The 24071-nt window shown below is 57.5% G+C and carries 25 protein-coding genes; 15 read left to right on the top strand and 10 right to left on the bottom strand.

Annotated features, from left to right (window positions below; all coding sequences use genetic code 11):
- Positions 1-17: 17 nt before the first annotated feature.
- Both ACWFTY_RS00610 and ACWFTY_RS00605 read left to right on the top strand, forming a co-directional pair.
- Positions 18-932 carry an SDR family NAD(P)-dependent oxidoreductase gene (locus tag ACWFTY_RS00610; protein WP_447525471.1) on the top strand — a complete coding sequence of 305 codons (915 nt, stop codon included), beginning with the start codon at positions 18-20 and terminating at the stop codon, positions 930-932.
- Positions 933-957: 25 nt separating this feature from the next.
- On the top strand, positions 958-1416 hold the full coding sequence (locus ACWFTY_RS00605; RefSeq protein ID WP_447525470.1) for a MaoC family dehydratase: 459 nt from the start codon (positions 958-960) through the stop codon (positions 1414-1416).
- Between the two features lie 81 nt (positions 1417-1497).
- Here the strand turns inward: ACWFTY_RS00605 and ACWFTY_RS00600 are convergent, their stop codons facing one another.
- Positions 1498-2532, bottom strand: a complete 1035-nt coding sequence (locus ACWFTY_RS00600; RefSeq protein WP_447525469.1) for a rod shape-determining protein — start codon at positions 2530-2532, stop codon at positions 1498-1500.
- 272 nt (positions 2533-2804) lie between these two features.
- Between ACWFTY_RS00600 and ACWFTY_RS00595 the strand changes: the two genes are divergently transcribed.
- From ACWFTY_RS00595 to ACWFTY_RS00575, 5 genes are all read left to right on the top strand, one after another.
- A complete protein-coding gene (locus ACWFTY_RS00595; RefSeq protein WP_447525468.1) occupies positions 2805-3380 on the top strand; it encodes a hypothetical protein in 576 nt (191 codons plus the stop codon).
- A complete protein-coding gene (locus ACWFTY_RS00590; protein WP_447525467.1) occupies positions 3377-3880 on the top strand; it encodes an RNA polymerase sigma factor in 504 nt (167 codons plus the stop codon). The genes ACWFTY_RS00595 and ACWFTY_RS00590 overlap by 4 nt, the downstream gene beginning before the upstream one ends.
- Positions 3877-4443: a hypothetical protein gene (locus tag ACWFTY_RS00585; protein ID WP_447525466.1), complete on the top strand. Its 567-nt coding sequence runs from the start codon at positions 3877-3879 to the stop codon at positions 4441-4443. Before ACWFTY_RS00590 ends, ACWFTY_RS00585 begins: the two co-directional genes overlap by 4 nt.
- 41 nt (positions 4444-4484) lie before the next feature.
- Complete coding sequence (locus ACWFTY_RS00580) at positions 4485-4661, top strand: hypothetical protein (protein WP_447525465.1); 177 nt, start codon at positions 4485-4487, stop codon at positions 4659-4661.
- A 273-nt stretch (positions 4662-4934) separates the two neighbouring features.
- Complete coding sequence (locus tag ACWFTY_RS00575; protein ID WP_447525464.1) at positions 4935-5753, top strand: universal stress protein; 819 nt, start codon at positions 4935-4937, stop codon at positions 5751-5753.
- Between the two features lie 9 nt (positions 5754-5762).
- Here the strand turns inward: ACWFTY_RS00575 and ACWFTY_RS00570 are convergent, their stop codons facing one another.
- The 3 genes from ACWFTY_RS00570 to ACWFTY_RS00560 all read right to left on the bottom strand — a co-directional run bounded on the left by ACWFTY_RS00570 (position 5763) and on the right by ACWFTY_RS00560 (position 9858).
- Complete coding sequence (locus tag ACWFTY_RS00570) at positions 5763-6578, bottom strand: DUF2189 domain-containing protein (RefSeq protein ID WP_447525463.1); 816 nt, start codon at positions 6576-6578, stop codon at positions 5763-5765.
- 110 nt (positions 6579-6688) lie between these two features.
- Positions 6689-7453: an SDR family NAD(P)-dependent oxidoreductase gene (locus ACWFTY_RS00565; protein ID WP_447525462.1), complete on the bottom strand. Its 765-nt coding sequence runs from the start codon at positions 7451-7453 to the stop codon at positions 6689-6691.
- A gap of 176 nt (positions 7454-7629) precedes the next feature.
- Positions 7630-9858, bottom strand: coding sequence for a molybdopterin-containing oxidoreductase family protein (locus ACWFTY_RS00560; protein WP_447525461.1), 2229 nt, complete (start codon positions 9856-9858; stop codon positions 7630-7632).
- Between the two features lie 147 nt (positions 9859-10005).
- Here ACWFTY_RS00560 and ACWFTY_RS00555 point away from each other — a divergent pair, with 147 nt between their 5' ends.
- The 5 genes from ACWFTY_RS00555 (at position 10006) to ACWFTY_RS00535 (ending at position 14939) form a co-directional block, all read left to right on the top strand.
- Positions 10006-11220, top strand: a complete 1215-nt coding sequence (locus ACWFTY_RS00555; RefSeq protein WP_447525460.1) for an acyl-CoA dehydrogenase family protein — start codon at positions 10006-10008, stop codon at positions 11218-11220.
- Between the two features lie 121 nt (positions 11221-11341).
- Complete coding sequence (locus tag ACWFTY_RS00550) at positions 11342-12466, top strand: acyl-CoA dehydrogenase family protein (RefSeq protein ID WP_447525459.1); 1125 nt, start codon at positions 11342-11344, stop codon at positions 12464-12466.
- 127 nt (positions 12467-12593) lie between these two features.
- The gene (locus tag ACWFTY_RS00545) at positions 12594-13352 is read left to right on the top strand and encodes a crotonase/enoyl-CoA hydratase family protein (RefSeq protein ID WP_447525458.1); all 759 of its coding nucleotides are present in this window, start codon (positions 12594-12596) and stop codon (positions 13350-13352) included.
- An 8-nt stretch (positions 13353-13360) separates the two neighbouring features.
- Positions 13361-14338 carry an alpha/beta fold hydrolase gene (locus ACWFTY_RS00540; RefSeq protein ID WP_447525457.1) on the top strand — a complete coding sequence of 326 codons (978 nt, stop codon included), beginning with the start codon at positions 13361-13363 and terminating at the stop codon, positions 14336-14338.
- A gap of 151 nt (positions 14339-14489) precedes the next feature.
- The gene (locus ACWFTY_RS00535; RefSeq protein ID WP_447525456.1) at positions 14490-14939 is read left to right on the top strand and encodes an RcnB family protein; all 450 of its coding nucleotides are present in this window, start codon (positions 14490-14492) and stop codon (positions 14937-14939) included.
- Between the two features lie 123 nt (positions 14940-15062).
- Here the strand turns inward: ACWFTY_RS00535 and ACWFTY_RS00530 are convergent, their stop codons facing one another.
- From ACWFTY_RS00530 to ACWFTY_RS00505, 6 genes are all read right to left on the bottom strand, one after another.
- Positions 15063-15743, bottom strand: coding sequence for a PspA/IM30 family protein (locus tag ACWFTY_RS00530; RefSeq protein WP_447525455.1), 681 nt, complete (start codon positions 15741-15743; stop codon positions 15063-15065).
- 81 nt (positions 15744-15824) lie between these two features.
- Positions 15825-16802 carry an NAD(P)H-dependent flavin oxidoreductase gene (locus tag ACWFTY_RS00525; protein ID WP_447525454.1) on the bottom strand — a complete coding sequence of 326 codons (978 nt, stop codon included), beginning with the start codon at positions 16800-16802 and terminating at the stop codon, positions 15825-15827.
- A gap of 70 nt (positions 16803-16872) precedes the next feature.
- The gene (locus tag ACWFTY_RS00520) at positions 16873-17901 is read right to left on the bottom strand and encodes an acyl-CoA dehydrogenase family protein (RefSeq protein WP_447525453.1); all 1029 of its coding nucleotides are present in this window, start codon (positions 17899-17901) and stop codon (positions 16873-16875) included.
- Between the two features lie 118 nt (positions 17902-18019).
- Positions 18020-19174 (bottom strand): acyl-CoA dehydrogenase family protein, encoded by a 1155-nt coding sequence (locus ACWFTY_RS00515; RefSeq protein ID WP_447525452.1) that lies wholly within the window; start codon positions 19172-19174, stop codon positions 18020-18022.
- Between the two features lie 107 nt (positions 19175-19281).
- A complete protein-coding gene (locus ACWFTY_RS00510) occupies positions 19282-21243 on the bottom strand; it encodes an alkyl/aryl-sulfatase (protein ID WP_447525451.1) in 1962 nt (653 codons plus the stop codon).
- 118 nt (positions 21244-21361) lie between these two features.
- Complete coding sequence (locus tag ACWFTY_RS00505) at positions 21362-22159, bottom strand: enoyl-CoA hydratase-related protein (RefSeq protein WP_447525450.1); 798 nt, start codon at positions 22157-22159, stop codon at positions 21362-21364.
- A gap of 103 nt (positions 22160-22262) precedes the next feature.
- Between ACWFTY_RS00505 and gspH the strand changes: the two genes are divergently transcribed.
- From gspH to ACWFTY_RS00490, 3 genes are all read left to right on the top strand, one after another.
- Positions 22263-22742 (top strand): type II secretion system minor pseudopilin GspH, encoded by a 480-nt coding sequence (gene gspH / locus ACWFTY_RS00500; RefSeq protein ID WP_447525449.1) that lies wholly within the window; start codon positions 22263-22265, stop codon positions 22740-22742.
- Complete coding sequence (gene gspI / locus ACWFTY_RS00495) at positions 22739-23152, top strand: type II secretion system minor pseudopilin GspI (protein ID WP_447525448.1); 414 nt, start codon at positions 22739-22741, stop codon at positions 23150-23152. Before gspH ends, gspI begins: the two co-directional genes overlap by 4 nt.
- A gap of 90 nt (positions 23153-23242) precedes the next feature.
- Entirely contained in the window at positions 23243-23992 is a 750-nt protein-coding gene (locus ACWFTY_RS00490; RefSeq protein WP_447525447.1) for a 6-phosphogluconolactonase, read from the top strand.
- Positions 23993-24071: the final 79 nt, after the last annotated feature.

Here is a 24071-nt window from a genome sequence, read left to right as displayed (position 1 = left end):
TTAAAGAAGGACTCGCCATGAGCACTGTAGAATTTAACGACCGCGTCGCCATTGTCACCGGCGCCGGCGCCGGTCTGGGCCGCGAACATGCCAAGGAACTGGCGCGCCGCGGCGTGAAAGTTGTCGTCAACGATTTCGGCGGCGCGCGTGACGGTACCGGTGGTTCCGCTACCGTGGCCGAACAGGTTGTAGCAGAAATCGAAGCCGAAGGCGGCGAAGCCATGGCAGCCGGCTGCAGCGTCACCGATATGCCAGCGGTGGAAAAGATGGTCGCCGATGCGATTGCCAAATGGGGTCATGTCGACATTCTCGTCAACAACGCCGGCGTGCTGCGCGACAAGAGCTTCCACAAAATGACCATGGAAGATTTCAAGTTCGTCATGGACGTTCATGTCAACGGCAGCGCGAACTGCACCAAGGCGGTCTGGGATCACATGCGCGAACGTCAATATGGCCGTATCGTTATGACCACGTCCTCGACCGGCCTTTATGGCAATTTCGGTCAGGTCAATTATGGCGCAGCGAAACTCGCTCTGGTCGGCATGATGAACAGTCTGCACCAGGAAGGCGCCGGCAAGGGCATTCACACCAACTGCATCTCGCCCGTAGCCGCTACCCGCATGACCGAAGATATCATGCCCGAAGCAGCGTTGGCGGCTCTGGTGCCTGAAGCGGTGACCCCTGCTGTTGTCTATCTTTGCAGCGACGGCGCGCCATCGAAAACCATCCTGACGGCTGGTGCTGGCGGCTATGCTGCTGCTAAAATCTTCGAAACAGAAGGTATCTGGTTGCCGGTTGAAGACCGCAGTGCTGAATCCATTGCCGCCAATATCGACCAGATTCTGGACGAAACCGGTATGCAGGAATATGCCAATGGTGGCGGCCAGGGCGGCAAATTCTTCCGCCGGATGCAGGAAGTCATGAAGGGCTAAAAGACCCGCGAACAGGAGAAATAACATGCCAACGATCAAAGCAAGCGAACTTGAATCCTGGAAGGGCAAGGAAGTCGGTGTATCCGACTGGGTCCTGGTTGATCAGGACCGGATCAACAAATTCGCCGATTGCACCGAGGACCATCAGTTCATCCACATCGACGAGGAAAAAGCCAAGGCCACACCCTTTGGCGGCACCATCGCGCATGGCCTGCTGACGCTCTCGCTGCTGCCGAAACTGTCCTACGGCACGACGCTGGGCCTCGAAGGCACGGTCATGGGAATCAATTACGGCTTCGACAAAGTGCGCTTCCTCAACCCGGTTCGTGCCGGATCAAAAGTTCGCGCACGCCACACATTGGTTGATGCGGTTGAAAAGCAGCCGGGCCGCTGGTTGCTGACTTACAATGTTGTTGTCGAGATTGACGGCATTGAAACGCCGGCGCTGATCGCGACATCGCTGGTGATGATCGTGGTCGGCTAGGCCAACCGAACAATATAAGCGAAAAGGGCTCCGGACTGGTTCCGGGGCCCTTTTTCATGGGCGTGTTCCGTTCCGCCGGTGTCAGGCAGGGATCAGCACGCTATGCAGAAGCGGATCTTCCATCGCCCGGCCCGCACCATTGGCGACACAGGTCAGCGGGTCATCGGCGATCGTGACCGCCAGTCCGGTTTTCTCGGAGATAAATTCGTCAATCCGTCCCAATAATGCGCCGCCGCCGGTCAGGACAATGCCCTGTTCCATGATATCCGCCGCCAGTTCCGGCTTGCTATGCTCGAGTGCGTTGAGCACGGATTCGGCGATCTGGCCGACGGGTTCGGCGATAGCCTGGGCAATTTCGGCCTCGGAGACGGCAATTTTTTTCGGCATGCCGCTGACCAGGTCGCGGCCCTTGATATGCATGATCCGTCCCTCGCCGTCCGGGCTCATCGCGCTGGCGATGCCATGCTTGACCAGCTCCGTGGTGGATTCACCGATCGCCAGATTATGTTTGCGGCGGATATGGGAAGAGATGGCATCATCAATCTTGTCGCCGCCCATCCGTCCCGATGTGCTGTACGCCAGACCCTGCAAGGACAATATTGCGACCTCGGTCGTGCCGCCGCCAATATCGACCACCATCGCGCCAACCGGTTCGGTCACCGCGAGCCCGGCGCCAATCGCCGCGGCCATTGGTTCTTCGATGAAATATATGCCGGATGCACCGGCGTTTGAGGCCGCGTCGCGAAGCGCGCGAAGCTGCACATTGGTGGAGCCGGACGGGATGCAGACCACAATATCGAACCGCCGGAATATCCCGGTCTTCTTGCTGTGCACTTTGTGGATGAGATGATTGATCATCTGCTCCGCGACATCAAGATCAGCAATCACGCCGTCCTTGAGCGGCCGAATGACTTTGATATTGGCCGGCGTCTTGCCCATCATCAGCTTGGCATCGCTGCCGACTGCGCGAACCTTGGTCACGCCGTCATTGGTCTCGAGTGCAACCACGGACGGTTCGTCGAGCACGATGCCGCGATCCCGCGCATAGATAAGCGTATTGGCCGTGCCGAGATCGATCGCCAGGTCATGTGACCGGAGCTTGAAAAAATTTTTCATAAAATTGGAAATACTTCAACTAGAGCGGCCATATTGCCAATGTCATCCAGGCCATTGCATCTGGCGGAATATTATCGGTGACAGCGCGCCAATGAACTTGTGCTGTATAGTCATTCAACGCCAGCGGTCTGCCCATTCGTCAAATAGGTGCATAATTCAGTCGAACCGTTATGCCGCCAGCCGCTATGCGGAGCAGGAAATTTTCTTTGTAATGTTTTTGCGCGGCTGGCGACTGTCCCAATATCTACATTTTAAACAAGGATAGTTTGGCAATGATACGGATCATCTCAATTTACGCAGGCCTGTTTGTCGCGCTGACCTATGGCGATTATTGGACGACGGATTTCGCAATCACCAATGGACTGGCGGAGGAATTTAATCCGGCCGTGCGTGATGGCGCCACAGCCTATAAGGCCATGAATATGATATGGATCAATATTGCCTTTCTGCTCGGTACGTCCGGGATGCTATATTGGGCTATGAACAACAAAAGCCGGGTATCGGGTCACTATCTGAACCACCCGCTTCGCGCCTCGTTCAACTGGTTTTATCTGAACCCGTTTAGCGACAAAAATGTCGCAAAATCACCGCTCCACCTGCTGGCCTTCCCGCTTTGCTGCCTCTTCGCCAAGGCCTTTGCGATCACGAGCAATGCTTTGGGCATAATTTATGGCAGCGGCCTTGCCGAACCGCTTGTCGCGCTATTGAATCCCTATCTCGGCGGCACAATTCTGTATGTCGCGGTCACCGGCATAATCATCACGCCGTTCTGGATCTTGAGCCTTTACATAGCGGCTTCCGCTGTAAGAGGGAGCCATGACTTCAGAGCGGCAGCAGCTGTCATTTGAACCAAAAACGGGACTCCGAGCTTGTTGCGCTACTGAACGAATATGCTTCGTTTATCAGGAATAGTCTGCGGACTTATGAGCGGGATCAGTCCCGGCAGGAGGAATTATATCAGGAAGTAGCGATCGCCCTCTGGCGGGCGTTGCCGACTTTCCGCGGCGAGGCTTCGCACCGAACTTTGATCGCAAGAATAACCCATAATATCGGGGTGAGCCATATCCGCCGGAAGATGAGCAGACCGACGACCGACCTGCTGGAAGATATCCACATCAGCGATCACGATTCGCCTGAAAAAGAGGCGCAGCATCGGGATCAAAAGCGCGCATTGCTACGTGCGATTGGTGACTTGCCGCTAGGGCTGCAGCAATGCGTGACGCTGCACCTCGAAGATTTCAGCAATCGGGAAATTGGTGAAATCCTGGGCTTGTCCGAAGGTGCGGTTGCCGTGCGCCTGACCCGAGCACGCTCTGGCCTGTCAAAACTTATGGAGCAACAAAAATGACCATCGACATGGACGATCTCAAAACCGTCTGGCAGGAGGATGTTCAAAATGCTCCGGACCCGACGTCTATCGATGCTCTGGTAAAGCAAACCAGACGCCGCAACCGCATGACATGGTTGACGGTCGGCCTGGAGCTTCTGATGCTGTCCGGATTGCTCGCGATATTGGCATATTTGATCCTCACAGCGGATGACTGGCTGGTGGGCAGCCTTTGGAGCCTGAGTGCACTGGTTCTGATTGGCGTGCAAATATGGATGCTGAGGGCGCGCGACGGCCTCTGGCGTATCTCGGCAATACAGCCCATCCAGCATGCAAGATTTTGTGTTGCGCAGGCTGAGCTGAATTTGAGATTTGCAAAATTTTCCAGGATCGCAGCGCCTGTCGGGTTGATCGCCGGATATGGGGCCATGTCCTTCCACGGCGGGGCGGTTGTCACCGATATATTGCAGCTTGGGATCACTGCATTGGCGGTGGCAGCTTGCCTGCTTTTCTGTCATTTTTGGATTGGCCGACGGCAAGCAGAATTAGGTGCGGCCCGGGCTATCGAGCGAGAACTGGGTTAGCCAACACCGGTTTTTCATGTGCTACGAAGCATTCTGGATGGGTGCCAGGACCTATTCCGCTGCGACGCCGGATTAGAGATTCTGGCGTCTTCTCCCATTATCTGGAGAATAATCTGCCGTTCGGCGGCGTTAACCAGAGCGTCATGGGCAGCTATCACGGCCATTTCGGGTTCAAGGCTTTCTCCCACGAACGCGCTATATATATGCATCAGGGCTGATAGTGATGTCATGACGATCGGTGAGTGCGATCGGGCGGGCGTGAAAACAATGTCTGCTACTATGCTCCAAAAAAAGCAGCAGCATTTTCTATCGGAAATGCTGCTGCTTTTTTGATCGTCGGCTGTTAGCTTCAATACCGATTTTGATCTTATCCGTACAGATACTGATGTCGATCGGCTGAAGATCAGCTATTGTCATCGATCAACGGCTATACTCCATCGGCTTAGACGATGTTGATGGTCAGAGATTTGAACTTACAGGAGCTACATTCCATGCCCGTACCGACGAAAATTCTGGTTGCCACCGATCTGACAGCCAGGGCCGACCGGCCGTTCGCACGGGCGAAATTGCTCGCCGACATCTGGAATGCGGCGCGTACCCTGTTATTTGTGAGCAGCCCCAAGACAGAGGTTGATATTGCAAAAGTCGAGACGCTTCTGCTGCGCAACTATGGCGCTGATGCCGAAGGCTGCAATCTCGCGATAAATTACGGCAAGCCACCCCAGGTGATCGCCGAAACGGCGGAGCAGCTGGACAGTGACCTGATCATTGTCGGTGCCGCGCGGCATAATAATATTTCCGATTTTTTCCTCGGTACGGCGGTGGATCATCTGGTTCATCATGCTGAGGCTCCCGTGCTGATCGTGAAAGAGCGCCCGCGTGCCAACTATGGCCGGATCCTGGTAGCGACCGATTTTTCCGATTTTTCCGCCCATGCTCTTCGCACCGCGCTCGACTTTTTTCCCGACGCGAAAATCGAGCTCGTGCACGCTTATCATGTTGCTTACGAAGCCTGGCTGAAATCCGACGGCGTTGCGGATGAAATGCTGTCCGATGCGGACAAGGAATTGCAGGATTTCATGACCGGCCTGAACCTGTCGGAGAATGATGCGTCTCGGGTCACCGCCCATCTCGTCGAAGGCAATCTTCACCAGTCGGTGCATAATATGCTCGATAGCGGCGACTTTGATCTGCTGGTGCTGGGAACCCACGGTCGCGGTGGTTTTATCATGGCAACCATCGGCAGCCGCGCCAGCGAAATGATGGGCTGGTCCCCGGTCGATGTGCTGATGGTCAGAAAATCTGTCTAGGTCCCGACCCTAGACCAGCACTTGCTCACCAGCTTGCTGATGCTGTGCGCCGGACTCGCCGGTCAAGCGGCGATACAGGTGCCATGTTGCGTGGCCGAGCACCGGCAGCACGACGAGCAGCCCCAGGAAAAGCGGAAGCATGGCGACAAATAGCGTAACCGCAATCAATATCGCCCAGATCAGCAAGACAGATTTGTTCGATCGCACAGATGCGAGGCTGACAATGATCGCGGTAATAAAGTCTACGTTGCGATCGACCAGCATCGGCAGGCTGATGACCGTGATTGCATAAAAGGCCAGCGCCATCAGCGCGCCGACGATACCGCCGACCAGCAACATCATCAGCCCTGCGCTGGTGGCCAGCAGCGCGATAAATTCTGATCCGATGCCGGATTCTGCCAGAAAAATAGCGAATATGCCGTGCGCAACCATCAGCCAGAAGCCGAATGCGACGAACAGGATAACGCCCATGCTCAATATCTGCTCGTCGCCGCGCCCGCGCAATGCCCCGAGGATCGCGCGCCAGCTCATCGGTAGGCCGGCTTCGCGGCGGCGGCTCACTTCATATAGGCCGACGGCAACAAAAGGTGCGAGTAGCGGGAATCCGGCAGCGGCCGGGACCAGCCACGCGACTTCACCCCGGACGAACAGGGCAAAATAGATAAACATGCCCGCGCTCACGTAGATGGCTGCAAAAAATAGCCCGAAGGCCGGATAGGCCCTGAAATCACCCCAACCCGCTGCCAATGCGTCGCGAAGGTCGCTGACTTTGAGATCGCTGGCGACCGCTACCGGCGCGATCTGTGCCTGTTCACCTGTGCTCATGACATCTCCTCCCCATGGAAATATTCGGGGAGAATGCAGCAAATCCTTCGCGACATCAAGTTTCGGCAGGATAATGGTCTCTTCGCTTCAACAAATATCCTGCAAAATGCTCAGGGCTTACCGGCGATCCTGATGCACTGGCCCGTCACCCATTCCGAAGCGGGGGCACAGAGATAGAGCGTCAGCGCACCGATGTCCTGCGGCGTTCCCAGTCGTCCGGCCGGCAGGCCCAGTGTGTCCTCAAAGCCGATAAAATCCTCATCCTTCATATTCAGTGCCTTCTTGACCGTGTCGGTCGGGACGAAGCCGGGCAGAATGGCGTTGACGCGGGTCTTGGGGCCGAGTTCGTAGGCTAGCGTTTTGGTGAGCATCAGCACGCCAGCCTTGGCGGCGCTATAATGGCCGCTGCCGGGGAACGGCTCCTCTGCCGCGAGCGAGCTGGTGTTGACGATCCGGCTGCCCTCGCCAAAATGCTTGTAGGCGGCGCGAACGCCGTGAAAGACCGACGTGAGATTGGTCGCCAGCGTTTTGTCCCACTCGGCTTCATCCAGTTCGGTGAGCGGCGCGGACACCAGAGAACCGCCGGCATTGTTAACCCAGATGTCCAGCCTGCCAAATTCATCAACCGCCCGCTGGGCGAGCGCATCCATATCCTCAGCGCTGGTGACATCGGTAGCATGGGCAATCGCGCGGCCGCTGCTGTTGCTGGCGTTAATCTCGTCGGCGACCCGGCTGATCTCGTCCATGCTGCGCGAGGCGCAGACGATATTGCAGCCGGCATCGGCGAGCGTTTTGGCCATGCCTTCGCCAATGCCCCGGCCGGCGCCGGTGATCACGGCGACTTCGCCGGTGAGATCGAAAAGTGGATTGGTCATATTGGGTCTCCGGGATATTTCCTCTCCCATAGGGAGAGGCAAGTGAAACTTGCCAGCTCGTCTGGCTAGTGGAACTCGGTGAGGGGTTTTACCTTGACGGGGATAACCCCCCACCGATTGCGACTAAGCCCGTCGGCTAAGTCTTTGTTGCCTCTCCCTATGGGAGAGGATGAAAATTACTCCGCCGGTTCCAGTTCCACCTGCTTCGCTCTTACCCGAATGGGAATGGCGCTCATCAGCGGAATGCCGGTGCGCTTGTCAAAGTCGCGGTCGTTATAGGACAGCCGCCCGGTGTTGCCGCCGGCGCCGAGCGGATCTTCCTTCTCGTCGGGATTCGTGCCCCAGCTATGCGGTGTGGAAACGCAACCTGCGCGCACCGTCTTGTCGGCCTTGGCAACGCAGCTGATGAAGGCGCGTGCCGATTCCAGTTCGACCGGCTGATCCTCGGATAGTCCCAATGCTTCCATATCGGCTGGATTCATGAAGGCGGGGTGGTGCGGCACGCGTTTGCGCTGCACCGGATCCTCGTGCCAATTGCTGTTGTGGATCGCGGTCATTCGCCGACCAATCATCCGGAACGGGAAGTCGCCATCCTCGACCGGTTCCCCCAGCTTGGCGGCATATTCCGCCAATTCTTCCATCATCGCGCTGTTGCCGACTGAAAGCTTGCCTTCCCAGCCAGCGGGCTTGGGTTGCACGAGCAGCGCCTGCGCTTGGACGATCTTGCCCTTTTGCACCTCTTCGTCCTCGTATAGCGCGGCGATATCCGCCGGACAGCCGTTGAGCGATGCGCTCCATGCGCTGATTGGATCGGGCGTTTCACCGGGCGGAAAGGCGGTAGCTTTATCGTCCCGCTCATCGGGGTGAGCGAGCAGCGCCCAGGACTTGACCTTGATCGTCTTGTCCATTTCCGACGCCAGTGCGTGGATAAACTGATATTCCTCGCACAGATCGGAACCTTCCGGGGAGTCCATGATCGGCAGGCTGGCCTGCGCGTAATTATTTTCAAAGCCCCAGCCGGCACCAAAGCCGCCATAGATTTCCGGCGCGGCGCTATTGCCGTGCACTTCATAATGCAGCTTGGGCGCGATCACATAATCGGCCAGCTCAGCGGTTTTCGACATGCGCGGATCGATACAGACCAGCAGATCGAGCGCTTTCATCGCCTCGAAGGTCTTCAACTGATCGGGCCAGGCGAGCATCGGATTGCCGCCGAGAACGATCAGCGCTTTCACCTGCTTGTCGCCGGGGGTCAGTATCTCGTCGGGCAGAGCCGAGGTCGGCATGCCGGAAATGCTCTGCTCAAGATCGCGGCTGTGCAATTTGCGTCCGAAACCCCATGCCGGCATCGGGCCGGGAGTGGCGGCGATCGGTGGCGCAGGCTTGGTGAACACGCCGGTCCGCCGGTTCAGGTCGCCTTCGCGCAGCCAGTGACCCATGATCGAGGTCAGCGCGAGGTTGAGATATTCTGTGATATTGCCGCCGCCCGACATGTTGGTGCCGGTGCCACCGCTGATGCTGGCCTTTTTCCAACTGCCGTACATCCGCGCCGCGCGCACGATCTCCTCTGCCGCCACGCCCGCACGGTCGGCGGCTGGTCCGGCGTCGAACGGTTGCACGGCTTTTTTGAGGGCCTCGAAACCTTCGACATCGCCAGCGACGAAATCCTTGTCGTACAATTCTTCGTTGATCACCACCTTGGCAATCGCGCCGAGCAGGATCGGATCCTGGCCGGGGCGGCACTGGAGATGGATATCGGCCTGCTTTGCGCTGTCGGTGACGCGCGGGTCGATCACGATCAGCTGCATACCGCGCTTCTTCGCGTCGTGCAGCTTTTTCGCCGGGTTCATGCCCAGGCCGCCGTTCATCGACACCACGGGATTGGTCCCGATCAGCATCAGCCCGTCCCAGTCACCGACCCGCGGTGCACCGGCCAGCCACGGCCCGATCAGGGCGCGGGCAATGCCCTTGCCCGGCTGGTCGATGGTGACGCTGTCATAGACCGAAGTCGAGCCGATCGATTCCATCAGCGCCAGCATGAAGGCATGGGCGTTGACATTATTATAGCCGAAGGTGCCAACATAGGAGGCGACCGCATCGGGGCCATGTTCATCGACGATCCGCTCGAGCCGCGCGGCAATATCGCGGGCGGCATCGCGCCAGTGCACCGCCTGCTTCTCTCCGTGCTTCATACCGGTATAGCTGGTCAGCAGCCGCGTATCGAAACTGTGGTAATTGGCAAGCTGCCGGCCCTTGATGCAGCTATAGCCTTCGAATTCCGGATTATCTTTGTCACCATGGGTCTTGACCGGCACGCCGTCCTCGAAATCGACAATGAGTCCGCAATGGGCGTGGCAGGCCCGGCACATGACATGTTTCTGTCCGGTAAAAGTTTCGCTGACCATATTTCTCTCCACAGTCGAATTTAGCAGTGTCCGGCCATTGCTTTTTGCAATTTAATCGTTCAATTAACCTGCCAGTGATTAAAGCAATATCGTAGGCATTAGGACCGAACCACTGGCCCTATTGATAAGAAATCTGGAGCAGGACCCATGGCCGACAAACCAAGCGCAGCGGAATTAAAGGAATATGGCGAACAGGCGGATGCCTGGTTCAAGGAAAATACGGTGCGCGATCCCGGCTTCATGCTGCCGCTCACCTTCATGGAAGTCTCGACTGATCAGCAGTTCGATTTTCTCCGCGACTGGCAGCGCAAAGTCTATGAAGCGGGCTATCTCGGTGCCAGCTGGCCGGAGGAATATGGCGGCGGCGGTCTGCACAGCGAATTTCAGCGCACCGCGACCCGGATGATGAAGAAGCATGATGCACCTATCATGCTCAACGCGATCGGCAACGGCTGGGCCGGCCCGCTGATTCTCGATCTCGGGAGCGAAGAGCAGAAGCAGAAATATATCAAGCCGATGCTGAGCGCAGAGGATATCTGGTGTCAGGGCTTTTCCGAACCGGAAAATGGATCGGATCTGGGCAACGCGCAGCTGAAGGCTGTGAAAGACGGGGACGATTATGTCCTGAACGGTTCGAAAATATGGACCTCGCTCGGCGACCGCGCGAAATATATGATCCTGCTCGCACGCACTGATTTTGATGCGCCTAACAAATATGCAGGCCTCAGCTTCTTCCTCAATCCGATGAAGATCGACGGCATCACCACCAGCCGGATCAAGAAGCTGACTGGCGAATATGGCTTCGTCCAGACCTTCTTTACCGATGCCCGTATTTCCGGAGACTGCCTGTTCGGTGGCGAAGGCAATGGCTGGTCGATGGCGATGAAGACGCTGGAATATGAGCGCGGCACCAAGGTCAAACCGGTCGGCGGTTTCTTCGTCAAGGAACTGGACGTCATGGAGATTGTCGAGCTGGCGAAAAATTCGGTTCGCAACGGCAAGCCCCTGCTCGACGATCCGGTGATGCGCGACAAGATGACGCAATATATGATCGATATCCAGGCGCTGAATCTGAACAACACCCGCCGCCGGATGCCGCAATTGATGCAGGACAAGCCGATGGGACTGCCGTTGATGAACAAACTGGCGCGCACCGAACTGATCCGCGAGCTCACCGAATTCTCGCTGGCGTTTCAGGGCACCAAGGCCGGCTATTATGTTGGCGATGAAAATGCAGTCGACGACGGCTATTGGCATCGCAGCTATCTCAACAGTTTCTCGGCCACGATTGGCGGGGGGACTTCGGAGATTCAGCGCAATATCGTCGCGGAGCATGCTCTGGGATTGCCGAAGACGAGATAGAATTTGGAGCCTGGCACGCCGTTCGTCCTAAGCCTGTCGAAGGACATTTTTCGACGAGAGCTGTGGTTCGACAGGCTCACCACGAACGGTCTAGTGGCTAATTTGGGAATTGAGGAAATATATGGATAATCTAGGCACAATCGGGACAACCGAAGAGCAGATTGAACTGATGGATGTGGCGACCAATTTCTGCCGCGACAAAAGTCCGGTAGACAAGGTCCGGGCGCTGATCGATGACGAACTTGGCTATGATCCCGGCATCTGGAAAGAAATTGGTGAACTGGGTTGGCTCGCGATCGCGATACCGGAAGCGCATGACGGGGTTGGCCTGTCGATGGCCGAAGTCGTGCCGATTGCCGAGCAAATGGGCCGCAATCTGATGAGTACGCCCTTTGGTTCGACGACCCTCGCGGCGCAGACCCTGCTTGCCGGTGGCAGCGAAGCGCAGCAGGCCGCATGGCTGCCGAAAATCGCGGCAGGCGCTGTGGCAACGCTCGCACTGCGCGAAGACAATGGCGACTGGGACCTGTCCAATATCGAAGCGACCGGTGTTGAGAGTGGTGGCACAGTGATCCTGTCCGGTAAGAAGCAGCTGGTCCTCTGGGCCGATAGCGCGGAACTGATCATCGCTTCGGTGATGATCGACGGCGCGGTCCGCTTTGCCCTGATCGAGCGCGCTGCATTGTCCCACAAGGCTTTGCGCCGCGAGACGGTGATCGACGAAACCGCACGCAGCTATGAAATCACGCTGGACGGCGTGACCGTGTCGTCTGATGCCCTGTTCGATGCAGGCCGGACCCGCGAGACGCTGGAGAAAATCGAGCTGGCCGCGGGCCTGATCCATGCGGCAGAAATGACCGGCGGGGCGCAGTCGGTAATCGACTATACGCTGGAATATCTCAAGACCCGCAAGCAGTTCGGCAAGATTATCGGCAGCTATCAGGCGCTTAAACACCCGACCGTCAATAACTATGTCGAATATGAAAAAGCGCGGACGCATCTCTATAGCGCGGCCCATAGCTGGGGCGAGCAGGGACGCGGCGAGGTTGCCGTGCGGATGGCAGCGGCCCAGTCCCATTCGAGCTATTCCACGTCTGCTGACCGGGCTATCCAGTTCCACGGCGGCTTTGGTTTTACCCATGACTGCGATGCGCAATTGCACCGGAGAAAAGCGATTTTGTCAGGTGCCTTGATCGGCGACGCGGCTTACCAACGGTCGAAACTGGCTAACCTGTTATTTGACTGAACATAGCCCGCGCAGCGGGATGAGAAGGAAATTTAGGCTCGCACAAAGATACAAAGTCACCAAGCCAATAGCACATCATTCTTAGTGCCTTCGTGTGTTCGTGCGAGATAATTTAAGGAGAAATAAAATGTCTGAAGTACTCACCGATATTCAGGACGGTTTCATCATCGTCACCATCAACCGGCCCGACGCCAAAAATGCGATGACCAAGGCCGCAGCCGAAGGCATTCGCGCGGCGATGGAGCAGCTCGACAATGACAACAGCCTCAACGCCGGTATCCTCACCGGCGCGGGTGGAACCTTCTGCTCCGGAATGGATCTGAAAGGCTTTTTGCGCGGCGAGACGCCATCGGTCAAAGGCTATGGCTTTGGCGGGATTACCGAGAAAGGCCCGGAAAAACCGCTGATCGCGGCGGTCGAGGGCTATGCGCTCGCCGGTGGTTTGGAACTGGCGCTGGCTTGCGACCTGTGCGTTGCCAACGTCAACGCGAAATTCGGCATTCCGGAAGCCAAGCGCAGTCTGGTTGCAGCGGCTGGCGGCGTTATCAAGCTGCAGCAGCTTGTCGGCAAACGGATAGCCATGGAATGGGCGCTGACCGGTGATTTCGTTACCGCCCATCGTGCCTATGAAGTCGGCTTCGTCAACCGCCTCACCGAAGGCGCCGCGATTGATGCGGCGATCGAACTGGCGACGACGGTAGCGGCCAACGGCCCGCTAGCGCTGAAGGCGACCAAGAAGATCATCAACGAAAGCTATGACTGGTCGAGTGAAGAAGCCTGGAAGAAGCAAGCTGAAATTACCGGCTCTGTCTTCACCTCAGCAGACGCGCGCGAAGGCTCAATGGCCTTTGCCGAGAAGCGCAAGCCAAATTGGCAGGGAAAGTAAGCAGTCAAATGGATAATGAGAAAACCAACGGCAGCCCGGACATCGTGGATATCTGGGCTGCCGATTGTCAGGTGCCGCAATGGTTCACCGAGGCTATGGCAGTGCCGCGCGAAGAAGCCTTTGTCGAAGTGGACGGAAGCAAAGTCCATTATTTCCGCTGGGGCAAGCGCGGCAAGCCGCCGCTGCTGATGACTCACGGCTTTCTGGCCCACGCTCGCTGCTTTGCCTTTATCGCGCCGTTTCTGGCGGAACATTATGATATTGTCGCTTATGATCTTGCCGGGATGGGCGAGAGTGAAATTCCTGCCGATTGCGATGGTGACCAGCGCGCCACAGCGATGGTTGGCGTGGCGGACGCGCTTGATCTGTTTTCCGGCCCGGTGAAGCCGAAGATTATCGCGCACAGCTTTGGGTCTGGCGTTGCCCTCACCGCCATGGAAATGGCGGGAGAGCGCTTTGGCGGTCTGATCATCTGCGATCTGATGATGATGCGGCCGGAGAAGCTGGCCGCCCATTTTAACGCCGGCGGTGGTCCGCCAGGTTCCGGCCGGTCGGACCGACCGAATAAAGTCTATCCCAATTACGAAAGCGCCCGTGGCCGTTTTGTCCTGTCGCCGCCGCAACCGGTGCAGGAACCGTTTCTGCTGGAATATATGGCCTATCATTCCTTGCGCCCAGTGCAGGACGGCGAGCAACAGGGCTGGTCGTGGAAATTTGATCCGATGGTGTTCCACCGCAATGAAAATGATATGGCGAAATGGGCGCACACGCCCCAACGCATCGTCGATTTGCCGCATCGGCTGGCGATCGTCTATGGCGAGAACAGCAAGCTTTTCGATGATGACAGTGCGGCCTATCTGCGCGAGTTGGGCGGTGATCATCTACCGATGATCGCAATACCCGAAGCAGAACATCATCTTATGCTCGATCAGCCACTGGCTTTGGTAACGGCGTTGCGGTCGGTATTGGCGCTCTGGCCCGAATAATGGCCCGCTAGCTGATTGCCAGATGAACCAAATCGGGTTTCTGCGACAATCTAGTACAAAATAGCTGGAATCTGACAAATGCCTGCGACAGCTTTCCCCTATTTCTGTTTGTGACGCCGCAGTTGGCGCCGGATAGAAAAAGGAATTGAATATGAAAAAGTTTCTGATGGCTTTGGCAGTGACGACAATGGCAGTGTCACCGGTCGTTACCGCGCAGGCTGAGGCCGCTCCGCGCAATACGGTCGAGAAATCAAATCACAAGACGGTCCAGAAAACGACCCAAAGGTCGAACAAAAAGACCGCATCAAACAAGCAGAACAAGCGCGTTGTCACCAGGACTGTCACGGTACAACGGGCATCTCCGGCACGCTACACCAGAACTTCGGTTGCCGTGAAGCAGAACCATAGAAACTGGGCCAAAGGCCAGCGTTTCGACCGGCGCTATGCGACCAATTACCGGGTGATCAACAATCCGCGTGATTACCGCCTCTCCAACGCGCCGCGTGGCTATCAATGGGTCCGGTCCGGCAATGATGCCGTCCTGATCGGCTTGACCAGCGGTATTATCGGAGCGGTCATCGGCAACGCGATTTCTCGCTGAACCGAATGATCAACCATTGAACAAAAGCCCCCGGAAGCAATTCCGGGGGCTTTTCTGTGCCTATAGGAGACCGGTATAAATGAAGCGTCTCCGGTCTGGAAATACCGGAAGCCGTTGGCCGGTCTATTTGCTTTTGTCGCCTTTGCCGCTTTTGGCTTTCATCGCTTCTTTCATCGCAGCCAGACGCTCTTCGACTTCGGAATGCCGCTGCATTTTTCCGATTTCTGCGGCATGTTTTGAAGTGCCATTAACACCCCCAGCCATTTCCATGGTCCGGTCAAAGGTCGCTTCGGCACGTTCCACTCTCCGGTCGACGCTTCGGTCGGATTCGGACTTGCCATCGCTGGCGGCGCTATTCTCGCTCATCATCTTTTCAAACGCGGCGAGTTCATCTTCCATGACGGCTTTGCGGGCGGTGAGTTCTTCCAGCAAAATATCGAGGCGGCTGGCATCTGTCTTGGCAGATGCTTCCAGATTCTTGAAATGCTTGACCTTAGCTTCAAATTCCATCTGCTGCATGATCGCGGCTTCGGCCAGATCCTCGCGGCCTTTTTCCAGAGTGAACTGGACTTTCCCCAACCATTCTTCGGCGCGCTGTGCCGATAATTTCTGCTGGCCGACGGCCTGGCTCTGACGATCTATAGTATCCTCATGTTCGCTGCGGACCTTGTCCATCGCCCGGTCAACCTCGCGAATGGCTTCCCGCATCAGGCTGGTGCCGCTGGCCCGTTCTGCCTGATCGAGTGCCGATTCAATCCCCGCCGAAACAACGCGTTTTGCCCGCATGTAAAATGGTTCTGCCATGTTTCGGATGCTCCAGCTTCAGTTAAAGACCCAGAGGTAAATGAAATTGGCCAATAGTCAATCAACAGCAAAACGGATGTTTTAGCCCGCCATGAACCCTTTGAGCCGCTGATTGATGATCTGGTCCGCTTCGGCCATGATCCGGTCGATCAGTTCCTGACAGGTCGGGATATCGTTGATCAGGCCGGCAACCATACCGCAGCTCCATGCGCCGGCATCCATCGTGCCTTCTTTCATGATTTTCGGATAGACGCCTGCGACTTGCTCGATAACGTCGGAAAATTGCAGGTCGGCGCCTTTTTCCTTCTCGATTTCGAGCAGCCGTTCGACTGCGGAATTGTTCAGCACGCGTTCGGTGTTGCGCAGGGGACGCATGACAAGACGGGTATCCAGTTCGCTGGCGGCGACAATCGCGTCTTTCACATTCTGGTGCACCGGTGCTTCCTTGGTGGCGATGAAACGGGTGCCCATGTTCATGCCTTCTGCGCCCATGGCGAGGGAGGCGACAAGGCTGCGGCCATCGGCCTGACCGCCGGAGGATACGAACGGAATATCCAGTTCGTCGGCTGCGCGGGGCAGCAGGATCATGTTCGGAATATCATCCTCGCCAGGGTGGCCACCGCATTCAAAGCCATCGACAGACACCGCGTCACAGCCGATGCTCTGGGCTTTCAGCGCGTGGCGTACGGCGGTGCATTTGTGGATCACCTTGATGCCGGCGCCGTGCAGCGCGGGAAGCACCTGCACCGGATTGTTGCCAGCGGTTTCGACGACCTTGACGCCGCCTTCGATAATCGCCTTGACCATGCCTTCATAGTCGGGGGAGTTGACCACCGGAAGAAAGGTCAGATTCACGCCGAATGGCTTGTCGGTCATCTCGCGGCATTTGGCGATTTCATCGGCGAGGGCCGCAGCAGAAGGCTGGGTCAAAGCGGTAATGATGCCAAGCCCGCCAGCATTGGACACAGCGGCGGCCAGTTCCGCAAATCCCACATAATGCATGCCGCCCTGGATGATCGGATGTTCGATGCCGAAAAGCTCAGTGATGCGTGTTTTCATGGGATGTGCTCCTGTCATTGGAAGGATTGGAAGCATGTCTGCTCCATCCGGGATTCATTTAATCGGACGATTAACTAGCAATCCATTTGCCCGTTGTCACGCCTTTCCAGATTTGATCGGGTGACGTTAGGGCAAGCTCCTCACCCAGTTGCTTCGACCAGTGAAATTCGTTACCAAGCGCATCGCGCCAAGCCCAGAGTCGCCTGGTATAATGGTGCAGATCATATTCCTGCGTATAGCCCATCGCGCCATGGACCTGATGGAAAGGCACGGTGACGGCTTCGACGCTATGGCCGATCTGGACTTTTGCAATCACCGCTTCGTGCCAGGCCTGTTCCGGATCATCGGTATGGCGAGCAATCGCGCTGGCAGCCTGTGTGGCGGCCATGGTCGCGGCGGCGCATTCGGATGCGGCCACGGCCAGTTGCTGCTGGATCGCCTGGAATTTCGACAGGGGCCGGCCGAATTGTTCGCGTTGGGTGACATATTCGATCGAAAGATTGAGTGCCGTCTCCATCGCAGCTGCCATTTGCACGGCGCGGACCGTCAGGATCAGTGCTTCCACCGCCCGGCGGGAAAGATCGGTCTTGGCTGACTGTTCCACGACATGACCGGAGAATATGAACTGCGTCATACCGTCTGGCGACAGCGATTCTTCCGGCGAGCGAACAGCTTCCCGGTTATCGAACAGCGAAATTTCGTGATGCGCCTCGTCGAACAGGACAATCTTGTCGGCGTGCATGCCAAAGGGAATGTCGGCGCTGGGCGTGTGGCCGCTAAGCGCGAAACTGGCGCTGCCGTCGGCGGGGGCCAGTCCGGCCCGGTCGAGCATCCAGTTGGCGATCAGCGTCTCGGCGAAAGGCACTGGCGATGCCGCCTGCGCCGAAGCCCAGATCGCACCGAATGTCTCGTCATAATCCGCGCCAAAGCCGCCATTGGCTTCGCTGACCCACGCCAGCGGCAGGCCATTTTCGGTCAGCGCGTCCCACAGTGCCTGCGGATATTTCCCGGCTTCGGCTTCGTGCGGGACTTCCCGTGCGCACAGGTCGGTGTAAATCTTTGTGGCCGTTTCGGCGACCATGCCTTCGGTGTTGATCATGATAAAAGGGCGCCTTGAATAGAGCCGTTCGCACTGAGCTTGTCGAAGTGCGGCTGTTGCCGGTGGTGGTGCTTCGACAGGCTCAGGACGAACGATATGATATGCATGATGTCTGACATCAGCGTAATCCCAATTGCCGTGCGGTGATCCCGCGCATCACTTCGGTGGTCCCGCCGCGCAAGGTATTGGGCGGAGAGCGGAGGACGCCGATATTCATGATCCGCCGCATGTCCGGGCTCCAGTCCTCGGCGGGCAAATCGGTGAGCATTGCGCGAACCTGCTGGGTCAGGTCATTTTCCAGCCGGTTGCCGAGATCCTTGACCAGCGCCGCCTCGGTCTCGGGCGACACGCCCTGGCTGAGCAGATTGGCAATGCCCCAGGACATGCCTTTCAGCGTGCGCAGGCTGGCAATCAGTTTGCCGAGACGGGCATGGCTGTCCGAGCCCATTTTGCCGCCAAGTTGGTATAGCGCGGTTTCCAGCGTGATATAGCTGGACAGGAAGCGTTCCGGACCGGACCGTTCCATCGCCAGTTCGCCTGTCACCTGTTGCCAGCCGCCGCCTTCTTCGCCGAGCAGACAATCGTCCGGTACGACGACATCCTCGAAATAGACTTCGTTGAAATGGGCGTCGCCGGACAGGTCGACGATCGGTTTGACGGTGACACCGGGCAGGCTGAGGTCAATCATGATCTGCGACAGGCCGACGTGGCGGTTGCGGCCGTCGGCGGGCGAGGTGCGTAGCAGGGCGACCATATAATGCGATATCTGGGCGCCGGAGGACCAGATTTTCTGGCCGTTGATCTTCCAGCCGTCGGCGACCTTTTCGGCCTTGGTTTTGACATTGGCGAGATCGGACCCGGCCCCGGGTTCACTCAGGCCGATGGCGAAATAGCATTCGCCGGCGGCGATGCGGGGCAATATGTCCAGCTTCTGCTCTTCGGTGCCATGGGCCAGCAACATCGGCGCATGTTGTCGGTCAGCAATCCAGTGAGCCCCGACTGGCGCGCCGGACCGCAAGGTTTCTTCGGTGACAATATAGCGTTCTAGTGCGCTCTTGTCGTGGCCGCCATATTGGCTCGACCAGGTCAGGCCGATCCAGCCGCGTTTGCCCATTTTCTTCGAGAATTCCGGATCGGCAGAGGCCATCCAGCATTCGGGTTCGGGCTGGAAATTGCCTGCTTCGCGCTCTTCTTTCAGAAACGCCTGCAATTCGCCGCGCAACTCTTCCAGAGCCGGATCGGGCTGGACGACGGGGAAGTTAAATCGTTGCATGTCTTCGGCCTCTGTTGCTGTCTCCGTTCGTGCTGAGCTTGTCGAAGCATCTTGGCAAGCGTCCTTCGACAGGCTCAGGACAAACGGGTTTGGGTTGCCCTCGTCTTTTACGGTGTGACAATATCAAACTGCTGTTCCACTTCGTCAAGCGCGCCGAACATGGCGGCCATCAAGGCGGCATTGCCGCTGACGAGCATTTCCCTGTTCTGGATCAGTTCCATCGCATTGGCCTCGCGCATAAGCAATTTTGTGAACAGGGCGCGGCTGATCGTGATCTGGGTATCCGATCCATCGGCAGTGGCAGCATAATCTTCCTTGCGCGGGAACATCACGCTTTTGCCGAGATCGATGCTGACCGCCTCTTTCCGGTCGGGGAACCAGAAGCGGACGATGCCGCCATCGCCTTGCATCTTGGCCGGATTGAAGCGGGTGGCCATGGCGTCGAACAGGTCGACCGCCGGGATGCCGCTGAGGACCTTGGCATTGGCCGTGCTGATCGAGTTCTTGACGATATTGCCTTCGCGAAGCTCCTTGGCGCCGACCAGATAGATATTCCGCCACGTACCCGCTTCGGCCTGGAAACCTAGTTGCTCGTAGGTGGAGGCCAGCCATTTCTTGGCTGCTTCATCGGCTGGATCGGCGAAGACCAGATGGTTGAACACGGTCGCGGCCCAGCGATAGTCACCGGCTTCGAAAGCTTTCTCGCCAACAGTCAGTGCCTTTTTCGCGCCGCCCATAGCCGCGACATATTTTTTCGAGGCTTCGACCGGCGGCAGTTCGTGATAATGGGCCGGAACTGCGTCCCACCAGCCGAAATAGCGTTGATAGACCGCTTTGCTATTATGGTTGAGCGTTCCGTAATAATCGCGCACGCCAAAGTCGGTCTTGGCGAAGTCCGGCTCGCCAATATTTTCGGCAATCTCGTGCATGGTCGCACCCTGATTGGCCTGCCGCATCGTCTGGTCGTGAACATAACGATAGATGCCGCGCTGGTTCTTCAGGGCAGTCTGCACATTGTCGCTGCCCCAAGTCGGCCAGTGATGCGAAGCCAGCATGACATCCGATTTTGTACCATATCTGGCGAGCATGGCGTCGATAACCTTGCTCCATTTCAGCGTATCGCGCACCAGTGCACCGCGCGGCGTCAGGACATTATGAAAGGTTCGGGTGGCAACTTCGGCGGTGTGCAGCGCATTAAACTGGGGCAGGTAGAACACCAGCTCGGCTGGCGCTTCGGTTTCGCCGGCATCCATGAAGTCGAAGCTGATGCCGTCGACCGTCAAGGTCTCGCCATCCTTGCTGATCGATCTGGTCGGTGGCACCAAGGCGACATTGCCGCTCGATAATTTCTGGCCGAGTCCGCCGCCGACATGGCCGCTTTTGCCAACCGGCAGGGCGGTACCGAATTGAAACTGCACCCGCCGGTTCATCGCGGTTCCGGCAATCACGCTTTCGCCGATCGACTCCGCCAGAAATTCATGCGGTGCGATGACCTGTATCTTGCCCGACTGGATGTCTTCAGGCGAAGCGATACCGGACACGCCGCCGAAATGGTCGCCATGGCTATGGGTGAAGATGACTGCAACGACCGGCCGGTCGCCCAGCGTCTTGTTGGCGAGCGCGAGGCCGGCTTTCGACGGTGCCGCGGTGGTCAGTGGATCGATGATGATCCAGCCGGTCTTGCCGGCGATTAATGTCATTTGCGCCAGATCATAGCCGCGAATCTGGTAGATGCCGGGCACGACCTCGAACAGACCATGGATGCTGTTCAGCTTGCCCTGCCGCCAGAGCGAGGGATTGACCGTATCGGGCGCATCCCCCTGCATGAAATCGAACTGGCGCGAATCCCAGGCGACGGAACCGTCCTCGTTGAGGATCTTGTCCCCGGCAATCTTGGCGAGGAAGCCGCGATTGGCGTTTTCGAAATCCGTCTGGTCGGCAATCGGGAGCTCTGCCGCGACTTCGGCATTGGCGGCTCTGGTCGCTTCGGTCGCGATGCCTTGCGGAGGAGCCGCCATTATTGGTGCAGCCGATAGCAAGGCTATCGTCAAAATAGCGGTCTTGTTCATATTTTCTCTCCTTCTGGTACCCCTGCGCAGGCAGGGGTCCATCTCCCGAAACTTCCTATAGGCACGACTGGGAGATAGACTCCCGCTTTCGCGGGAGAATAATCTCTCTTGTCTGCAATCACGCCCCCTTGAACACGGGCTTTCTTTTCTCGAGTATCGCATCAATCGCTTCGCGGTGATCATCCAGTTGCTGCAACACGCCCTGGAAAAGGGCTGCCTGATCGAGATTTTCCTTCAGCGTTACGCTCTGCGCGGTGCGGACCAGTTCCTTGGTCTTGCGAATTGCCAGCGGTGGCAGGCCGACGACCATTTCGGCCAGTTCATAGGCCCGCTCCAGCAACTTGTCGTTCGCTACCACTTCCGACACCAAGCCATAGTCCAGCGCCTTGGCGGCGTTGATGAATTCGCCGGTGAACAGCATCTGGTTGGCCTTCGCCTGTCCGATGATCCGCGGCAACAGCCAGGCGCCGCCGTCGCCCGGAATTATCCCGACGCGCAGAAAGCTCTCGGCGAAAATCGCGTCTTCGCCGGCGATGCGAATGTCGCACATGGTGGTGAGGTCATTGCCCGCGCCGATCGCATGGCCGTTGACTGCAGCGATCACCGGAACGGAAATTTGCGAGAAAGCCAGTGGAATGCGCTGGATGCCGGTCTTGTACCAATTCTCGATTTCCAGCGGCGTCATATTCTGCTCGGCGGTCATCGCCTTGATCTCGTGCAGATTGCCGCCGGAGGAGAAGCTCTTGCCGTTGGCGGCGAGCACAACGCAGCTGACCCCTGCATCCTCGTCGGCCTTATTGATCGCGTCAACGAGGGCCTCGCACAAATCTTTCGACAGCGCGTTGCGCGTTTCCGGCTTGTTCAGCGTGATTGTAACGATGCGGTCATTTTTCTCGTAGAGGACGACGTCAGTCATTGAATATTTCCTTGCCCTGCGTTTCTTTTCTTATGCCGCTGTCATTGCAGGGGTTCATGGATTCTGCAAGACTCGCTCCGCTCAACTCGCTAAATGAACGATAATGATCCGACAGAAAACCCCAATTGCCAGCCAGAATAGCGCTGGTTTCACGCTGGTGGAATTGATGGTCGTGCTGCTGATCATCGGACTGATGGCCTCGGTCGTCGTCTTTTCATTTCCCAGTGGGAGCAGTGCTCTCGAAGAAGATGCCCAGCGCTTTGCCGCGCGCACGGCGGCGTTGCGCGACAATGCTATATTGCAGTCGCGGCCGATGGCGGTGCAGGTCACGCCCTCCGGCTATAGTTTTCTCGAACGTCGCAAGGGCAGCTGGTCGGTGATCGAGGACAAACCGTTTGTGTCGACCAACTGGTCCAGCGGCGTCAGCGCGGCCACCGGCGAGACCGGACCGATGATGATCAGTTTTGAAAGCACGGGGCTGCCCAGCGAGCAGGCTGAGCTTGTCTTGCAGGGCGATGAGCAAAGCCGCCGCGTCCTGATCGCTCCGATGGGCGATGTAAAACTGGCAGGGGCGGCGCCATGAAAATCATGAAAAAATCTGGCGAGCGCGGCTTCACTCTGATCGAAATGCTGGTTGCCCTGTCGGTGTTCAGTCTTGCAGCTCTCGCCCTGATCCGGCTGCAGGCTTTTACCACGCATAATGCGGCCGAACTGGAACTGCGCGTGGTCGCGCAGTCGGTGGTGCGTAACCGGGCGGTCGAGATACTGACAGATCCGCGCCCGCCATCGCTCGGCCAGCAGAGCGGTTCGGTCGAAAATGGCGGCTGGCAATGGCAATGGGCGCAGGATGCCAAGCTGACCGAAGACCAGAGCTTCATCCAGGTCGACATCAGCGCGCGCGAAGCAGGCAGCGGTGCGCCGGCTTCGCTCACCATATTGCGGCCATCGGGGTTGTTGCTCGAGGAGCCGCTGGCCGCGCCACCTGCAAACTAGCCAAGCATCGGGAAAATTCTCATGTTTGACCTTTGTTTCGACCGGAACACGGGTTAGAAGCGCGAGAAAATCAGGCTGACGGACAGAAAAATGAGCAAACTCGAAGATGCATTAGAAGATTTCGACATGGATGATATTCCGGAAGAGGAAGAGTCCATGCTGGAATGGTGGGATTTTGATGACCGCGACGAGATGGTCGAGGCGGTCGCCGGTGATATCCAGTTCATCATCGAGAGCGCTCTCGACGCGCGCGGTGATGCGCTTCTGGCGCTGCCCGCCAGCGAGGAAGCCATGCCGATACTCGAGGCCCTGGCGGAAAAGCCGATCAAATGGAAATATGTCACGATCATCCCGACCGATGATTTGCTGGTGCCGCTCGATGATCCGCGCAGCCATGCGAAGAAGCTGGCGAGTCTGTTTCTGACTCGCGGCGCACGGGTGCTGCCATTGGCGCCGGATCATGAGGACTATCATATGGCTGGTGCGGCTGCCGATGCGCGGCTGCGGGACACGAAATGGCCTGCGGATCTGGTCTGGCTTGGCATGGGTGACGGCGGCAGCACCGCCGGGATCATGGAAAGCGCGGATATGGAAGAGGCGCTTGACGGCCCGCCGGAAAAACTGGTGGTTGGCTTGCTCCCCGATGATGGTGACACGCCGCTTGTCACGCTTACCAAGGCAGCGATTTGTGAAGCGCGCACCGTGATAGTCCTGCTCAAGGGCGCCGCCAACCAGACCGTGCTCGAATCCGAAATCGAACAAGGCGCGACCAGCATGGCGCCGATCGGCCGGGTGTTTGCCGATCTGGCCGTCCCGGTGGATATTTATGTAGAGAATTAAGGGTTATCATTGTTTTCTATCGTCAGCCGGTGTGACTATCGATTGATTTAACTGCACGATTAAACCATGGTGTTGCAAT

The sequence above is a fragment of the Parasphingorhabdus sp. NYA22 genome (genome assembly GCF_976973735.1).
This window is presented reverse-complemented; position numbering and strand designations above follow the sequence as displayed.

What these genes read in the sequence shown, in the direction of transcription:
- ACWFTY_RS00605 (WP_447525470.1), top strand. Translation starts at nt 958, where the DNA reads ATGCCAACGATCAAAGCAAGCGAACTTGAATCCTGGAAGGGCAAGGAA.
- ACWFTY_RS00525 (WP_447525454.1), bottom strand. Translation starts at nt 16,802, where the DNA reads ATGAAAACACGCATCACTGAGCTTTTCGGCATCGAACATCCGATCATC.
- ACWFTY_RS00575 (WP_447525464.1), top strand. Translation starts at nt 4,935, where the DNA reads ATGCCCGTACCGACGAAAATTCTGGTTGCCACCGATCTGACAGCCAGG.
- ACWFTY_RS00600 (WP_447525469.1), bottom strand. Translation starts at nt 2,532, where the DNA reads ATGAAAAATTTTTTCAAGCTCCGGTCACATGACCTGGCGATCGATCTC.
- ACWFTY_RS00595 (WP_447525468.1), top strand. Translation starts at nt 2,805, where the DNA reads ATGATACGGATCATCTCAATTTACGCAGGCCTGTTTGTCGCGCTGACC.
- ACWFTY_RS00610 (WP_447525471.1), top strand. Translation starts at nt 18, where the DNA reads ATGAGCACTGTAGAATTTAACGACCGCGTCGCCATTGTCACCGGCGCC.
- ACWFTY_RS00550 (WP_447525459.1), top strand. Translation starts at nt 11,342, where the DNA reads ATGGATAATCTAGGCACAATCGGGACAACCGAAGAGCAGATTGAACTG.
- ACWFTY_RS00570 (WP_447525463.1), bottom strand. Translation starts at nt 6,578, where the DNA reads ATGAGCACAGGTGAACAGGCACAGATCGCGCCGGTAGCGGTCGCCAGC.
- ACWFTY_RS00510 (WP_447525451.1), bottom strand. Translation starts at nt 21,243, where the DNA reads ATGAACAAGACCGCTATTTTGACGATAGCCTTGCTATCGGCTGCACCA.
- gspI (WP_447525448.1), top strand. Translation starts at nt 22,739, where the DNA reads ATGAAAATCATGAAAAAATCTGGCGAGCGCGGCTTCACTCTGATCGAA.
- ACWFTY_RS00530 (WP_447525455.1), bottom strand. Translation starts at nt 15,743, where the DNA reads ATGGCAGAACCATTTTACATGCGGGCAAAACGCGTTGTTTCGGCGGGG.
- ACWFTY_RS00540 (WP_447525457.1), top strand. Translation starts at nt 13,361, where the DNA reads ATGGATAATGAGAAAACCAACGGCAGCCCGGACATCGTGGATATCTGG.
- ACWFTY_RS00505 (WP_447525450.1), bottom strand. Translation starts at nt 22,159, where the DNA reads ATGACTGACGTCGTCCTCTACGAGAAAAATGACCGCATCGTTACAATC.
- ACWFTY_RS00565 (WP_447525462.1), bottom strand. Translation starts at nt 7,453, where the DNA reads ATGACCAATCCACTTTTCGATCTCACCGGCGAAGTCGCCGTGATCACC.
- gspH (WP_447525449.1), top strand. Translation starts at nt 22,263, where the DNA reads ATGATCCGACAGAAAACCCCAATTGCCAGCCAGAATAGCGCTGGTTTC.
- ACWFTY_RS00535 (WP_447525456.1), top strand. Translation starts at nt 14,490, where the DNA reads ATGAAAAAGTTTCTGATGGCTTTGGCAGTGACGACAATGGCAGTGTCA.
- ACWFTY_RS00545 (WP_447525458.1), top strand. Translation starts at nt 12,594, where the DNA reads ATGTCTGAAGTACTCACCGATATTCAGGACGGTTTCATCATCGTCACC.
- ACWFTY_RS00490 (WP_447525447.1), top strand. Translation starts at nt 23,243, where the DNA reads ATGAGCAAACTCGAAGATGCATTAGAAGATTTCGACATGGATGATATT.
- ACWFTY_RS00585 (WP_447525466.1), top strand. Translation starts at nt 3,877, where the DNA reads ATGACCATCGACATGGACGATCTCAAAACCGTCTGGCAGGAGGATGTT.
- ACWFTY_RS00515 (WP_447525452.1), bottom strand. Translation starts at nt 19,174, where the DNA reads ATGCAACGATTTAACTTCCCCGTCGTCCAGCCCGATCCGGCTCTGGAA.
- ACWFTY_RS00520 (WP_447525453.1), bottom strand. Translation starts at nt 17,901, where the DNA reads ATGATCAACACCGAAGGCATGGTCGCCGAAACGGCCACAAAGATTTAC.
- ACWFTY_RS00555 (WP_447525460.1), top strand. Translation starts at nt 10,006, where the DNA reads ATGGCCGACAAACCAAGCGCAGCGGAATTAAAGGAATATGGCGAACAG.
- ACWFTY_RS00560 (WP_447525461.1), bottom strand. Translation starts at nt 9,858, where the DNA reads ATGGTCAGCGAAACTTTTACCGGACAGAAACATGTCATGTGCCGGGCC.